General features: G+C 60.5%; 13 protein-coding genes. 10 read left to right on the forward strand and 3 right to left on the reverse strand.

Features of this window, described 5'->3' with window-relative positions; translation table 11 throughout:
* The first annotated feature begins 373 nt into the window (after positions 1-373).
* The 3 genes from Q0863_RS10810 to Q0863_RS10820 all read left to right on the forward strand — a co-directional run bounded on the left by Q0863_RS10810 (position 374) and on the right by Q0863_RS10820 (position 2,230).
* The gene (locus tag Q0863_RS10810) at positions 374-1,063 is read left to right on the forward strand and encodes a hypothetical protein (protein WP_298577877.1); all 690 of its coding nucleotides are present in this window, start codon (positions 374-376) and stop codon (positions 1,061-1,063) included.
* A gap of 75 nt (positions 1,064-1,138) precedes the next feature.
* Entirely contained in the window at positions 1,139-1,708 is a 570-nt protein-coding gene (locus tag Q0863_RS10815; protein WP_298577879.1) for a hypothetical protein, read from the forward strand.
* Positions 1,709-1,711: 3 nt separating this feature from the next.
* Positions 1,712-2,230, forward strand: coding sequence for a hypothetical protein (locus tag Q0863_RS10820; RefSeq protein ID WP_298577880.1), 519 nt, complete (start codon positions 1,712-1,714; stop codon positions 2,228-2,230).
* 215 nt (positions 2,231-2,445) lie between these two features.
* Here the strand turns inward: Q0863_RS10820 and Q0863_RS10825 are convergent, their stop codons facing one another.
* Positions 2,446-3,255 (reverse strand): hypothetical protein, encoded by an 810-nt coding sequence (locus tag Q0863_RS10825; RefSeq protein ID WP_298577881.1) that lies wholly within the window; start codon positions 3,253-3,255, stop codon positions 2,446-2,448.
* Positions 3,256-4,525: 1,270 nt separating this feature from the next.
* Here Q0863_RS10825 and Q0863_RS10830 point away from each other — a divergent pair.
* From Q0863_RS10830 to Q0863_RS10860, 7 genes are read left to right on the forward strand one after another with little or no spacing between them, the layout of a single operon-like run.
* A complete protein-coding gene (locus Q0863_RS10830; protein WP_298577882.1) occupies positions 4,526-5,491 on the forward strand; it encodes a site-specific DNA-methyltransferase in 966 nt (321 codons plus the stop codon).
* Positions 5,488-5,952, forward strand: a complete 465-nt coding sequence (locus tag Q0863_RS10835; RefSeq protein ID WP_298577884.1) for a hypothetical protein — start codon at positions 5,488-5,490, stop codon at positions 5,950-5,952. Before Q0863_RS10830 ends, Q0863_RS10835 begins: the two co-directional genes overlap by 4 nt.
* Positions 5,949-7,253: a hypothetical protein gene (locus Q0863_RS10840; protein WP_298577885.1), complete on the forward strand. Its 1,305-nt coding sequence runs from the start codon at positions 5,949-5,951 to the stop codon at positions 7,251-7,253. The genes Q0863_RS10835 and Q0863_RS10840 overlap by 4 nt, the downstream gene beginning before the upstream one ends.
* Positions 7,240-9,066 (forward strand): DEAD/DEAH box helicase, encoded by a 1,827-nt coding sequence (locus Q0863_RS10845; RefSeq protein WP_298577886.1) that lies wholly within the window; start codon positions 7,240-7,242, stop codon positions 9,064-9,066. Before Q0863_RS10840 ends, Q0863_RS10845 begins: the two co-directional genes overlap by 14 nt.
* On the forward strand, positions 9,063-9,911 hold the full coding sequence (locus Q0863_RS10850) for a DUF3883 domain-containing protein (protein WP_298577887.1): 849 nt from the start codon (positions 9,063-9,065) through the stop codon (positions 9,909-9,911). The genes Q0863_RS10845 and Q0863_RS10850 overlap by 4 nt, the downstream gene beginning before the upstream one ends.
* 9 nt (positions 9,912-9,920) lie before the next feature.
* Complete coding sequence (locus Q0863_RS10855; RefSeq protein WP_298577888.1) at positions 9,921-10,415, forward strand: hypothetical protein; 495 nt, start codon at positions 9,921-9,923, stop codon at positions 10,413-10,415.
* Between the two features lie 42 nt (positions 10,416-10,457).
* Complete coding sequence (locus tag Q0863_RS10860) at positions 10,458-10,775, forward strand: helix-turn-helix transcriptional regulator (RefSeq protein WP_298578224.1); 318 nt, start codon at positions 10,458-10,460, stop codon at positions 10,773-10,775.
* Positions 10,776-10,777: 2 nt separating this feature from the next.
* Here the strand turns inward: Q0863_RS10860 and mobF are convergent, their stop codons facing one another.
* On the reverse strand, positions 10,778-14,611 hold the full coding sequence (gene mobF / locus Q0863_RS10865; protein WP_298577889.1) for a MobF family relaxase: 3,834 nt from the start codon (positions 14,609-14,611) through the stop codon (positions 10,778-10,780).
* 15 nt (positions 14,612-14,626) lie between these two features.
* Positions 14,627-15,001 carry a hypothetical protein gene (locus tag Q0863_RS10870; protein WP_298577890.1) on the reverse strand — a complete coding sequence of 125 codons (375 nt, stop codon included), beginning with the start codon at positions 14,999-15,001 and terminating at the stop codon, positions 14,627-14,629.
* Positions 15,002-15,089 lie beyond the last annotated feature (88 nt).

Here is a 15,089-nt window from a genome sequence, read left to right on the forward strand (position 1 = left end):
CCAGGCGGGACCGGAAAGAACATTGCGCCGTCACGGCCCGATCCTGGCCGGCGCGGCGTGCTGGTTCCCTCCGGCGCCGCGTGCTGCGGTACAGGGGGCCGCGCGGGCCCGGATACAATCCGCTGCCGACGCGCCGTCGCGCGTCCCGCTCCGGATCGAATGAAGCTGGACAAGTCCCCCGAACATACCCCGCTCATGAAGCAACAGGCAAGTAAGAACTAATATCGTGTCTAATGTACTGTTTTATATGCTGTTTTCTTCATATTGAACGCGTCCGACACCTCATGGTCCCTCTGTGGTCCATCCCTACCCGGTGCCTGCGTTTCGTTTCGCCCAGTTGGTCGTGGCCATAGCGGCTCGCTATGCTCCGGGCATGACCATGCGCGCTACCAGGGACGAGTACTACCTCGACGGAAAGAAGCAGGCCAAGAAGCTGTTCGACGAGCTGCACCCCCGCCGTAACCATGGCGTGGATCTAACCACCGACACCAAGACAGTCAGCCAGAGGATTGACCCGCTGCCCGGCGACACACTCATGCAGGCTGCCTTGGCGGATCTCTGGCTCCAACTGGACCAGAAGGAAGGCATGGACCGGCGCAAGCTGGCCCCACCTCCCAGCCCGTTTCGAAAGATCGTAGGCCGCGGGAACGCCAAGTGGGCAACCAAGGACGAGATCAAGGACTGGGACGCTGCCTGGCAACTCCGGGACGCAGCCTCAGCCATACGACAGCGAATGATGAGGTCCGGTGCCTCGAAGGTGGCCACGGCCTCGGCGATCCTCCACCGCAAACTTATGTGGCTGGTGGAAAACGGTGATGTGCTGGGCTGGATTGAAGACGTCGACGTGGAGGCTTTCCAGCGGGCCGAGATCGAACACCTGGACATCCAGGCCTGGACCGTCCAGCAAGCGCTCCACCGGCCGTGGAAGGACCCGCAGGAACAGCGCTTGTGGGCCAATCGCTACCGGGCTGGCAACCGCCTGCTGGAAGCTGAGGTCGAGAAGCTCGCACTGACAGCGCTTGCCCGACCCCGCGCGGATGAGACCAAGCTTCCGCCCCTTTAGTAGGGTTCCGGTTACGGGAAAGTCTGCCCTTTCGAAATCCACTGTAGCGGCTCCCAACAACAAAGGAGCTAGCTCATGGGTCTCGATATGTACGCTTTCTCGCTCGAACATTCGCCTGCCTTCACCCGACCGCACGACATCCTCAACTACCGCATCCCGGCCGAAGGCAAGGGATTGCCGGCCGGCAGGATCGTGCTCGGCATGGATGACGAAATGTACGCTCTAATGGCTAGGGCGTTGCCGCCCGAAGCGATCGCCCTGCTCGGTCCGCCGTCTGCCTTTTCGAGCAGTCTCGATGTCGGAAGCCAGTTTCTCGATAGCAAGTTCGTACTGCCTGGCTCGACCCTGATCCACCGCTGGCGTAAGCATCCCAATCTGCACGGCTGGATGGAATGCCGTTGGCGTGGCATGCCCTGGCACAGGGGAGCGAACAAAGCTTTCAACTACGCCACGCGCCTTCCGCTGGATGAGCAGGCTTTGGACGCATTGGAGCATGCGGTCCGGCAAGGACAGCTCCCGCCCACGGCCGGCCCTCAGTTCGGAGAAAGCTGGGCGTCGGAGCAGGAAAGCGACCTGGAATTTATCGCCAAGGCCCGCGAGGCACTGGCAGCTGGCAAGTACGTCTACTACACCAGCTGGTGGTGAGCCATGGGAGCCCAACTGCCAAAACAGGTCCGATGTTTCTTTGCTTACGCCAAGACTCTTCACCCGGGGTCCTACTCATCGCTTACGGACGAGGCTCGCTCCGATCTCACCGATTTGGTGCAAGAGGCTATCAAGGGCACGCTGGCCCATCGCCCTAAGGCCCGTATCAGCACCATCGTCAAGCTCCTGACCGAACAGATCCAGGAGGAAGTGGACGAGATCATGGTTCGGGATCAGGACGGTCAGCACATCGCCAGGATCATCGACGCGGCGATGGCTACGTTTCTGGCTACCTGCAATCTGGCCAACGCGGACGAAGCTACCGTCGACAAAGTTGCCTACGTGGTCCGCGGCCACATGGAAGATGTCGCGCGGGACTGGAACCTCACGGCCTGCACGTCCCAACGATTGGTGCTAGACGACCTCATCCAGGAGGCGTCTCACCGTGCTGAAACGAAGATCGAGGCTCTGCTGCGAGGCGCAGTGGCAAACGAAGACGAGAAGGAGGATTGCGATGCGTAAGCGCAAGAAACGTAGAAGAAGAAGACCAACAGCGCCCAAGGGCGCCGTTGGTCTTCCTTGTGCAGCCTAGTCTTGCTTAGACGGCGAACTTCACGGCACCCCAGACTGACGTCGATGGTGTTGTTCCGATCTGGATTGCAGGCGGCATCGCCATCTTTCCAGTTGCCGCCAAGGGAGACCATCGGAGCGTCATGGCGCTGCTTATAAGACTACCCCTACAAAGCAACCTGGGCCCGCCTGGCAGCCGCCTGAGCAGCCTTGTCTGATACCCCCTTGCGGGCCTTCGCTTCGTTGACGTGTGCGGGAAGCAGCTTCACTTGGGTGGGGATCTTCTTTACGCGGACCATGTCATTGGCGTCGATCTCCCAGTGGGTTAGCAACGGGCGCACGCCGGACTTCAAGCGGTCCAACGCGGTGCGCAACCGCTGCCTAAAGCGAGGAAGATCAAGCTTGGTTCCGCAAAGGCGCTGAAGCTCCTTCACCGAGATGGCCGGAGGAGTCTTATGGCTCGCGTAGTAGTTGTGCAGCCAGATAGCTATCTGGTTCCGGCCCAGTCCCAGCACGCGCAACATGTCGTTCTGCAGGACCTCATCGGAGAGCAACTGGGCCAAGTCCGGGTTCAAACGGAGGGCCATCTTCCCGCTGGCTTCCTCATGCAGGACCGAGAACACTAGTGCGCCCCTGTATCGACTCCGGTTCGAGCTCAGATAAACACTCGCCTGAGAAAGGTCTTCAAGCAGCCGCCAAGCTCGCAGTCGTTGGTCATGGTCCCGATAGGTCTGTCCCATGGCCCGCATGACATCAGTAGCAGAGACCACGAATTGCTCGCCGCTCAAACCATCCTCCTGCTTGGCCAGATGGATGACGGCTTGCCAGGCCTTGAAATGCTCTTGGTTCAAATGTGGCCCGCTGTACTGGACATCGATGCCAAGGGGGCCGTTCTCAACAGCAACCTGTCGGCGGTCGGACCGTTCACCTTTCTCCGCAACGCTGAAAAGGTCGCCTCGGATCATCGCCAGCGGCATGCTGACTTGGATCACAGGGATAGCTGCGGGATTTGTTTTTTTGGGGTGCGATCGACTGGTCATTTACCACGGTACGGGCGGCGTGCGATCTGTCAACTTGAGGCGGTTAGCGGCTACCTATCTAGCGCCCGGCCGCTGATCGAACGGGGCGGTTATCTGCTACGGACGGGGCGGTTAGCTGCTACCAACGGGGCGGTTATCTGCTACCACCGGGGCGGTTAGCTGCTACCGAAAGGGCGGTTATCTGCTACGAAGGGGGCGGTTATCTGCTACCGCCGATCTCCGTAAGTTATTGTTTTCACAATAGAAGCCGCGGGTTTCGCCGCCTACAGGCTTTAGGCTTTAGAGGCTATAGGTTGAGGGCGCTGGCCGCGCCCGATCTTTCGATCTGAGGGAGGAGCAACAGCAACAGCAACAGCGCCGGGGCCGGTGGCCCGCCGGCCTGTCGGGTGAGAGCTTTTCCTGATCTACTCGCGACCTTCGGTCGCGGTGTTTCTGGCCGGAGGCCAGGCTCTGGCCACCTGCGGTGGCCTGCCTATCGGCCAGAAGCCGTCAGGAACGCTCTCCGCGGCCGCACACGGCCCGTTCGCCCCGGAAGCCTGCACCGACTGCCACAGCGCGGAGCGGCGGCGCGACAGCGCCGCATAGCCTGGCCCACGGCCAGAGACACCGGACGCCGCACGGCGTCCGCCCGGCGCGTCAGCGCCGGCCTCTGGTCCAACGCTAGTTCATAACGATGGCACGCCTTCGCCTGGGCCCCGTGCTGGTAGCCGGTTTCGGCTGCGCCCGAAGCGGTGGAGTTGGCGCCTGCGGCTCCAACACCTCGACCAGATCAGGCAGCGGCATCATCCAGCGGCCCAGAACCCGCCTCGCCCCAGGGAGCCTTCCCGCCTTGATCCAATCGCGGATGGTGTCCGGTTGCCGGTTGAGCACCTTGGCGATCTGGGCGACATCCAGACAGACTTGGCCGGGGTACTGCCTCAGCAGTAGATCGAGCATGCGCGCTGACATCGATGGGCCTCGCGGTACATGTACCAAGCCCAGGGCTCGTCGCAGACGTCGAGACTCACCCATGATGGGATAGCCCCGGGGCTGGATCTTCAGATCGGTTAACGATAGGATCAGGCAACTAACGGCTGCCAATGGGCCTTTACAGGCCAATGGCGCCGACTACGCTGCCTTTGTGGAGTCTTACATGTTTCGAGAAAATATTCTGCCGCAAGAAACAGGTGAGGGAGTCTCCGCGCCCCCTATCAACGAGTTCCGAGCAATGCCAACACCGAAGTCCCCCACAGTTCATCGCACCAAGCTTGCAAAGTCGACGAAATCACCCGCCTTGCTGAAACATGATTACGTCATGGTTGAGGGAGATTGTGAGGCATTGCTTGCCAGTCTTCCCAAGGAACCACTGTTCGATCTGATCGTAACCTCGCCCCCCTACAACATTGGCAAGAGCTACGAAAAGAAAACCGGCCTGGATATCTACCTGGGATGGCAGGAGCGCATCATCGCCGAACTAATTCCCAGGCTCAAAGATGGGGGCAGCATCTGCTGGCAGGTGGGCAACTACGTCCACAACAATGAAGTCTTCCCTTTGGATATCGAGTTTGCGCCGATATTCAAGCAGCACGGTTTGCGCCTGCGTAATCGCATCGTTTGGCAGTTCGGCCATGGGCTGCACAACAAGCGCCGCTTCTCGGGTCGGTATGAAGTCGTGATGTGGTACACGAAGTCCGGTGCAAAGGATGAGGTTTACACCTTCAACCTCGACGCAGTGCGGGTGCCGTCCAAGTATCCAGGAAAGCGCCACTTCAAAGGGCCAAACGCCGGCAACCTCTCCGGAAACCCACTAGGGAAGAACCCAGAAGACGTCTGGGGCATTCCGAACGTGAAGAGCAACCACGTTGAGAAGACGGACCACCCTTGCCAGTTCCCGGTGGGGCTGATCGAAAGATTAGTTCTAGCCCTGACCAACCCCGGCGACCTGGTGTTTGACCCCTTCGCTGGCGTAGCGTCGGCAGGCGTTGCAGCCGCCATTCACGGCCGCCGCTTCCTGGGGGCCGAGCTGAACCCTTCTTACGTTCAGACGGGAGTTCAGCGGATCAACGACGCGCTCAATGGCACCGCACGCTACCGGCCCCACGACAAGCCTTTGCACGATCACACGAGCTCGCCACTTGCCGTTGCTCCGAAGGGCTTCAAGCGCGGCCAGTCCATCCAAGGGGAAGATGAGTGATCTTTCTAGGCACTGAACACTGCGAGGGCCGCAAGCTTCTTCCCCCGGCGCATAAAAAGGAGATTGAGGCCGCCATTGCCGCTATCACCCCCCCCACGAGCAAGGGCGGCTCTGCGAAGATGCGCTTTGCTTTTCTCAGCAGCCTGAAAATTTCAGGATGGACCGATGAGCTTATCGTTGCCCCAAACTCGGGCATGACCATCACGTCGTACCGCGATGGGGTGGGCCTGTGCTTCCAGACTGGAAACATGGCACGCATGTATGCAGACCTGATGAAGCTGCAGACAATGTATCTGAATGGCGCCATCAATGTAGCAGCGATCGTCCTTCCCAGCTCCACAACTGCCAAGCTTCTCGGCAGCAACATCGCGGCTGCGGAAAGACTGGAGCGCGAGCTTGTCGTGTTCCGGAAGACGTATCACGTACCAACCGCCATCTACTCACTTGAGGTATCTGAATGACAGTCGCAGCTCCAGCCGCCCAGTCGCGATTTGGCCGCCCGCATCCCACTCGGGTAGCTGAGTTCGACACACTGCTCAAGAAACACGATGGCCGCACTTTTCCCGTCGAGTTCCAAGGTGCCCCAAGGTATCTGAACGTCATCCGCGTGCCTATCGACCTCCCCAAGTATCGCTTAGGCAATGGCAGGACCGTCTCTCTTCAGGAAGAGCATCTGGCGCGCAACACAAGCCTTCGCGGCGACTTGTTCTCGGGCGATCCGGAACTGCTCGACGCACAGGAGGCTCAGCACGAAATTCTCGTGGAGCTCGGAGGATTGTCTGGGCTGCGCAAGCACTTTGAGAACACGCGAAACATCCAGGAAGCGCCCCTCGTTCTCGATGAAAGTGGCTTCGTTATCAATGGAAACCGTCGTCTCTCTACCTGGCGTGATCTGTACGCGTCAGATCAGACGAAGTACGCCCACTTTCGCTACATCGACGTTGTAATTCTGCCGCATTGCGATGAGCGCGAGATCGACCGACTCGAAGCCCGTCTCCAGATTGCCAAGGACATCAAGGCTGACTACAGCTGGGACACGTTTGCCAACATGCTCCACCAGAAGCGTGAGAAAGATGGTTTTTCCAACGCCGATCTTGCCTTGCTGTACGACATCAAGGAGTCCCATGTTACCGAGCTCCTGGACATGCGTCAGAACGCGATTGAGTACCTCAAGTCTCGGGGCAAGGCGAACATGTGGTCCGAGGTTTCTGATAAGGACTTCGCTTTCAGAAAGCTTGTTGGCACGCGCGAGAAGATGCCCGATGTCGGAAGCAAGGCCTTGTTCACAGAGGCGGCCTATGTGCTCATTGAGCGCCCTGAGGACGCGGGCGGCCGGCTCTATGATGCTATTCCTGCAATTGGCGAGTACCTCGATCAAGTGCGCGAGAGGCTGCTATCTGAGTTCCCCGTCGAGGCCCCAAAGGCCGACGATGCACTTGAGGGGCTGTTCGGTGGCGCTCCCGCAAAGGGCGAGGCCCGCGACACACCTTTGGCAGTAGAGATACAGAAGCCGGAGAACGCGGATCGTGCCCGGCAGATCATCGTCGACGTGATTGAGAGCCAGAAGCAGCTCAAGCGAGACAGCAAACAGGCCAACTACCTCCTTGACGCGTGCGCGAAGGCGAACACTCTCCTGGCTGGTGCTGCGAAGGATGGACTGCGCCCAGAGTGCCAGCGCGCCGGCGTTGAAGCCCAACTCAAGGGCATCGAGAGCCAGGTATCCAAGATCAGAAGCTACCTCGAACAACATGCTCAGGATTGACTATCGTCCATCCGACCGTCGCGCAGTGCTTTCCTGGGATAGCCAGGATGCTGAGCTTCCGTGGATCACGCTACTGAATCGGATTGTCTCCGATCACACGGATGACGCTACTCAGGAGATGTCGACAGTTCTTACTTTGCCCTGGTACAACTTTTCCGCCTTGCGCGGCGACGTTCTCAAGCTCCTTTCTGCTCATAGCTTGACGCTCGGCAAAGACGTCGATGTCAGCGCCCCAGCGGCTGCGCTTCTTCGCCAATCACACCAGACTCTCAGCAGCTATCAAAGTGCCGTCGACTCCGTCTCTGTCGACGCAACAGTGTTGCAAAACACCCTCACGGAGCGCGGCTTCCTGCGTACTCTTTCGGATGAGCAGTTGCGCAATGTAGGCCGCATGGCGCCCCTGCCTGCTGCAGCCACCTTCTCCGTACCAGGTGCGGGAAAGACCACTGAGGCGCTGGCGTACTTCATCTATCGCGCGACGGAAGGCGAGCGCTTGCTCGTTATCGCACCAAAAAATGCGTTCGCGTCGTGGGATGAGCAACTGGCCAAGTGCGCTCCGCACTTGGCCGATGAGTTTGTTCGCCTCAAGGGTGGTCGCGACAGGATCGAAGCGCTTCTCCGGCCCGACCCGCGCTGCATGATTATCACTTATCAGCAGCTCGTCCGCGTAACCGATCTAATTGCCGCCCACTGCGCAGAACACCCGTGCTTCATCTATCTCGACGAGAGTCATCGCATCAAGAGCGGCGTAGCAAAGCAGACTGCACGCGCAACGTTGAGTCTGTCGCATCTGCCTACGGGCAAGCTGGTGATGTCGGGCACCCCGATGCCTCAATCCACCGATGACCTCATTCCGCAGTTCGCCTTCTTGTACCCAGAAGTGCCAACTCGCGCTGATAACGTCGTAGACCTAATTCGCCCTGTCTACGTTCGAACGACCAAGGGAGAGCTTGGCTTAAAGCCAGTTGACCGCACGTTTGTTCCGTTGCGGATGGCACCTTTCCAGCACGAGCTGTATCAACTCATGAAACAGGAAGTAGCGCGCGACGCCGCGTCGGCGCTGTCCATCCCAGGCAAGCAAGTATTCCGATCCCTTGGCCGTTCTGTTGCTCGGCTCCTTCAGTTTGTATCCAACCCTGCGCTGCTGGCATCGGAGATCGGCTTCGCCCACGCCGATATGCTTGCAGGCGTACTGGCGGAGGGTGATGGTCCGAAGATCAATTATGTTTTGAGCCGAACAAGGAGTTTGGCACGCGAGGGGAAAAAGGTACTCATCTGGTCATCATTCGTGCGAAACGTCGAATATCTGGCCGATCGGCTTTCCGACGTGGGCGCCGTCTACATTCACGGTGGCGTCGATGCCGGCGACGAAGAAGTCGACGGGACGCGGGAAGCCAAGATCAAGCAATTCAGGGACAACCCGAACACCTGCGTGCTGGTGGCCAATCCTGCTGCTGCCAGTGAGGGTGTCAGCCTTCACGACGTCTGCCACCATGCGATTTACTTGGACCGCACCTTCAACGCAGCCCATTATTTACAGTCAGAAGACCGTATCCACCGCTTCGGATTAGCTGCAGATCAGGATACACGCGTAGAGATAGTCGAGTGTGTCGACACGGTAGACGAGACCGTACGCACGAGGCTGGACTTCAAGATCACCCAGATGGCAGACGCACTGAATGACTCTTCTTTGCGCCCGGATCCGATCGCGCTGGACCCTTCCGACATTGATGACTATGAAGAGTACAGCACGGGCTTGGCCACCGATGACATCCGTGCGCTCCTTTACGATTTTCGGAAATCCTTCGCGTGATTCCGCTATCCCCAGGTCTTCTCATCGGGGCTTTTGATCTGCTGCGCTTGGCAGAACTCACCCCGCTGGCCTTGCGTGAGGTACCAGGTTCATTCGGCAAGCTAGGCGGCATGCCAGTGAAGGACGTTCTCTCTGTCGTTCAAGGATTGAATTGGATCGAAGCCAACCCGTCCGGGGCTGCTGTGCTAACGCTTTCAGGGGCACGGATACGCGGACTGGCCGACCACCAGGCTCGAACGCGTGCGGCAGTCTTGGATTACATCGACATCGTTCGACCAGCTTGGCTGCAGGCCGCGGCGTCGGGTCGAAGCCGCGTTCTGTTGTTTGCTGGATCAGCTATTGCTCAGGTCTTCGATGAAGCCGGTCTTGTGAGTGGAACCGACGGAGCCACCGTGGCGTTCTGGGATGCCCTGGCCGCTCGTGCTCGTGGCCTAAAAGATGACCGTCTTACTGCGATAGGCCGCATCGGCGAACGTGCTTCGATTGAGTTCGAACAGAACAGGACGGGCCACAAGCCCCTGTGGGTGGCGCTAGAGAGCAACGCCGACGGGTACGACGTGTTATCGATTGTAGACAAGACCGATCCACGGCAACTGTCGATTGAGGTGAAAGCAACGACGCAGTCAAACGGTGGGTATTTTTACCTCACCCAGAATGAGTGGCGCCGCGCCCAGGAAACGGACCACCATGTCTTTCACCTGTGGCGGGTGGACGATGAAAGCCCCGTCTATCCCCCCGTCGTGGTAACCACCGCCGCCATGAGCGAACATGTTCCAGCCAATATGGGCGAAGGAGAGTGGCAAGGCGTGATGATCCCATTTGCTGCATTTCCGAACGCGGCTTAGATTGAAAGCATGACCTATACCGAACTCATCACTGCGGCGACGGCCATCTTGGCGCTGATCATCAGTGCTGTCGCACTACGCCGAGCTGGACGGGCCAACGAGATCGCCCAGGAGGCAAACGAGCTTGCGCAAGCGCCGGCCAACTTGGCCAAGTTGCAACTAGAACAGGAGCAGGCGAGGCGCAACAGGACAAGCGTTTCGCTGAGCTTAGTCAAGAAACAGAGCATCGGTGCCAATGGGCGTCCTCAGACGACGTATCGTTTTCGCTTGGTCAACGACGGGGAAACGCCAGCCTGCGATGCCGCGTTCGAAATCTTGACCAACGATAGCCCGCTCATGGAGCAGGACTATCGCTCCAAGTTGCCGGCCACGCTCCGGCCTAAGCAGGCGGTGGAAGTGTTGGCTGCGGTCCATATGGGTACGCCTTCACGACTGGACGCTGTCGTTTCTTGGACGAACGTAGATGGCACCGAGGAGCGCCATGAGTGCGTGGTTACGATGTAGCCCTTGCGCAGCGCCGATCCGTCGCTAACCTGGCTAGGTCGGTTGTGGCCCAGTAGACCTTACACCTCCGACAACGGCGCCCCAGGTGGGCGCCGATTTTTATTTCGTATCGGCTCGCACTGTCAGCAGCCTTCGATTCGACAGTTTCCGTCAGCCGTCCGTATCAGTCGCTACGAGAATGGGCAGCACATGCCCGACGGACCCACAGCCGACGCCTTAGCCAACGCGTTGGGCCTGCCTCAGGCCTGGTTTTTCGCCGAGACAGACGCGATTGCCGAGTCCATCTTGATCTTGTCGAAAATGTCCAAGGTCAGGCAGGAGGCGCTTCTGGTTGCCTTGAAGGCTGCAGCCGGCCGCTGACGCTACATCTCCATATCCCAGCCCTTAGGCCGCGGCGGCCTGGGCATCGTTGGCAGGCCGGGCTGGGTAGGCAGCATGCCCGGTCGGCGACGCGGAGGCGGTGCAGGGTTTCGGCCGGGCGAGCCCATGGCCGCGGGATCAATGCGCGTTGTACGCTCCGGAAAGCGGGATGTCTCCCAGTCGATCTCTTCGGGCGATGTGTCAGTGTCCTGACCCAGAACCACGGTCTTGGCCCGCGCCTTGACCGCCTCCACCAAGGCTAGGTCAGCCTGGACTTGCGCCACCCCTCCTTGGTAGTGCTGCTCGATCCAGGCCAGCTTCTCCTGCCGCTGCTGTGCCCGGTGCGCTGGAGTGGCTCCATCCAGTACGGCCAGCCGTTCGCGGAGCTGCTCCCGACGCTTGCCGCCAACCCGCCCGAGTTCCTGCTGGATCCGCTGCCGCTCCTCCACCAAGGTCATGTTCCACATTTTCGACGCGTCCTCATAGCGACGCTGGGATTCCCGCTCCTGACGCTGCCTGCTGCGCATAGTGATGTTGTCCAGCTCAGCATGTAGCCGGGCCACTCTCTCATCGCGCGACGCGGACGTACCCGCGACAGGGGATTTTTGCGCCTGCTTCCGCTCTCTGATCCTGTTCACCAGCACCTGCTCATCGGATTTTGCGGCGCTTGCGTGGCGGATTCCCACTGGCATTTGTTGACCTTGAGTCTTGGCCAGCGCGGCCTTCCGCCGAGCGAGCATGACCTGGCGGAAGCTGACCACATTGGGCTTCTCATGCCTCAGGTGCCGATCCGTGCGTGCCGCCTGCGCACCACCGACGTAAAAGGTCTCCAGCCAAGCCTCCAGCTCAGCCTTCGCCTTTTTCTTGTCGGCGTCGGTCCTTGGGTTGAGCACCGCCAGCCGTTGCTCGATCTGTTTTTGGCGGCGAACAGCCTTGTCGTGCTTCTTGCCCAAGGCCGCCCGCATGTAGGGATCTTCGTCGTCGGACAGCGCCTGGAAGCGGGCGATATCGCCGTCAGGATGAGTCAGCTGTTCCAGCTGAGACCACGCGACGTTGCGCTCCTCATCGCACTTGGCCTTCCACTGCTCCATGGCCTGGGCGAGATCCTGCCCAGCACGCTTGATCTGCTGTGCCTGAGCTTGTGCCTGAGCCTCCTGCTGCTCTCGCACCTTCTGCGCCTTGTCAGTAGCCAGTGGAGCGTCCGGCCCCGGGGCAACCAGCGGCTGGCCCAGCTTCTTGGCGACAGCGGGCTTGTTCCGCCTCCTGGCCAGCTCCATGACGGTTTCCTTCTTACCCCACTCATCCAGTGCGCTGGCCAGCTTTTCGACTTCCTCAGGGGATGCGAAGGCATGGAAGTTGCTCTTCGTGCGGGTCATGGCCACCAAGCCGGCGTTGCGGTCGATCATCCCGCCCCGGGCCAGCCAGTACACGCTCTCGGCACCTAGGCCTTGGGCACTGTGGGCGGTGCGGGCGTAGGCGTAGCCGAACCGCTGGAACTGTTCGGTATCCACGTCTACGGTTCGCCCATCGTCCAGCTTCACCACCAGCGTCAGGCCGCGCTTGCTCGTGGCCCGCTTGAAGCTGACCACCGTGCCAATATCGTTGTTGTTCCATCGCCGCTTGCCGTCCTTGTCTTTTCGGTCGTTCTTCTGGAAGCGGATCCGCTCGCCGATACAGACCTCCAGCTCACGGCGGTACTCGCCACTGCCCAGGGCCAGAGTCTTCGCTGAGCCTTCGGCTAGCTGACCACGTTCCTTCAAGCCCTTGCGGACGTAGCCATCCACCGCGGAGGCGTCGGCGTGGGTATGGACAACAATGAGCTTGTCCTGGACTGCGCGCTCGTCGTCCAGGTATGCCTTGGCCAGTGCCTTGACCTGGTGTTTCTCTTTCCGAAGCATGCCCTTGGCCAGCATCTCCTCGACGATGTTTGCGCCAGTCTTGTTCTCGTCGTAGAACGCCTCGGCTAGCTCGCGCTCCTGGGCGTTTCTCTGCCTCATGATCTGCGTGATGGAGGCTGCGCCGAACTTCTCGCACAGCTGGGCGAATGGGCCGCCAGCTTCGATTGCTTCCAGCTGTTTGGGGTCGCCTACGGCGATGAGCTTGGCCCCGGCCTTGTCCACATGCTTCTGGATCCGGCGGAAGGTCTTCGCGCCCACCATTCCAGCCTCGTCCAGCACGACGACATCGTTGGCTGTCAGGGTGAGCTTTCCCTTGTCCAGGGCGTACAGCAGCTCGGCCGTGTTTTTTCCCTCGATCTCTGCTTCCTTGCGCAGGTTATCCGTGGCCGCCTGGCTGGTAGAGGTGCCAATGACTCGCCGGCCGGCAGCCTTGAAAGCACGGACATAGGCGCCAGCACTTGCGCTCTTGCCGGTGCCGGCCTGCCCGATGATGCAGGCCAGCCCGCCCGTCTCGCTGGCCACATGGAGCACGCTGGCCTTCTGTTCGTCCGACAGCTGAACCGGCTTGCCCAGCTTTTCCGACATGGCGGCCTCATGCTCCTCAATGGCTTTGAGCACGGCTTCCCGGTCGAGCCGGATGTCCTGCTCCTCGGCCCGCTTCTTCGCCGCGGGCAACACAGTCAGCTCCAGGAACCACTGATCGCGGGAACACCATCGTGCCTGCTTGAGGCTCTCGTCGTCTCGCAGCCGGATGATCGTGCCGTTCTCCTCCCACTCCGCCAGCAGGCGATCTGCTTCGGCAGGGATGTCTATGCCGGTGCCCAACGGCAGCTCACGGGCCAGCTTGGCGATCAACGCAGAGCGGTTCCAGTGGCTGTCCATGGCGTGGAGCTCATCGAACCACGCCAGCGGGCTCTTCTGCTTCTCCAGCTCCACACTGTCCTTGCCCTTCAAGTCTGCGGCCTTCATGAAGTGCCCAGGCGTCAGGGCGGCCAGCTCTTCTAGTCGCTGCCGGGCTTCGACGATGATCTCGCTGGCGCTCATGTGCTTGGCGGCCCGGGTGGCCTTGGCCACGGTGGTGGCGTCTGTGATCCTGCCTTCCGCCTCGGCCTGGGCCATGCCTTCCTTGATCTGTGCTCTGCGCGTGGAGAACGCCTCGCAGGTGGACTGATCTATGCCGGCAATTTTGTTGGCCACCTTGCCCGTGTCGCGCTCGTCCTCGTCCAGCACCCGCTGCCGCTCAATGCCGAATCCCATGGCCATGAAGCCCTCGGCCAACTCGCGGGCGAACACCTCCTGGGCGGCCTCCTGCAGGCTCCCAGTGGTACGCATGAGATCGCGGAAATCCACGCTGCGGAACTGTCCGTCCTTGTCCAAGGCAACGTTGGCCACCACGGCGTGGCAGTGCCATTGCGGGTCCCCAGCCCTGCTGTCGATGTGGTCCACAGACCGCACCAACAATCCCTCGATCCCCACATGCCGCTGACCGCCCTTGCCGGCTCGCGTGTTCAGTCCGCCTGTGATCAGCTCCAGGGCCTTATCCCGGGCGCGGTGAAAGGCTTGGGTCATCTGCTCACGCTCGGCTGGGGAAGCGGCGATGAAGGCCAGGCTGTACTCCTTCCGGGGTGAGAACGTCAGGTCGACGGCCATGCACCGGCCGGCCTCACCAGCGTTTTGCACCAGCGCCTTGCCAGTCTTGGGGTGGTAGCCGGCCAGCAGCTTGGCGAAATCCTCGTCCTGGTTTCGCCCTGGCTTGTTCAAGCCCAGCTTCGCCGCCGCCGGGCTGTCCAGCCATTCGGCGTCGGGCAGGATTGGCTTGCCGTCCAGGCTCAGTCCTTCCTGGGCGTAGTACTCCCGAGTGGTGCTCAAGTACTTGCGGACAGCGTCAACGCTGCCGTCTTTTTTCAGGTGGAGCCGGGTGGATTTCAGGACGGCCATGGCTTCACCGTCCGATTAGTTCGACCTGTCAGGCGGTGCCTGACTGTTCTGCTCCGGCAGCGTTTCAGCGTCCAGCAGGGTCAGTATGGCGTTGAAGCCTCGCATGACTTCCCAGCGGACCTCCCGCACGAGATCGTCAACTTCGATGCCCTGGATCACGGTGGCAGGCGTGGCAGTAGCGCCGGGACGGCTCTCAGCCAGCTCTGTGATTTTGCTCTCCAGCGCTTCCAGTCGCTTATCCAGCTCAGGTGGAATGGTTGCCCCTGGCTCCACCGGTGTCAGCGCCCGGACGCGCGCATAGGCGTCGGCCGACAGCCCAGCGTGGCGTGCGGCAGACAGGAAGGTGGCCTCGTCGTTGCCGCTGAGGCGGAAGCGGATCTGGGTGCTCATTTCGATAGTGCTGAGGACTCTTACTTCAGCATGCGACACGGCCGCATATTGGCAAGCTTTTGGGGGGTGAGCAACGCGAGTTTCCTTT

Source organism: uncultured Luteimonas sp. (assembly GCF_947492465.1).
Taxonomy (GTDB): domain Bacteria; phylum Pseudomonadota; class Gammaproteobacteria; order Xanthomonadales; family Xanthomonadaceae; genus Luteimonas.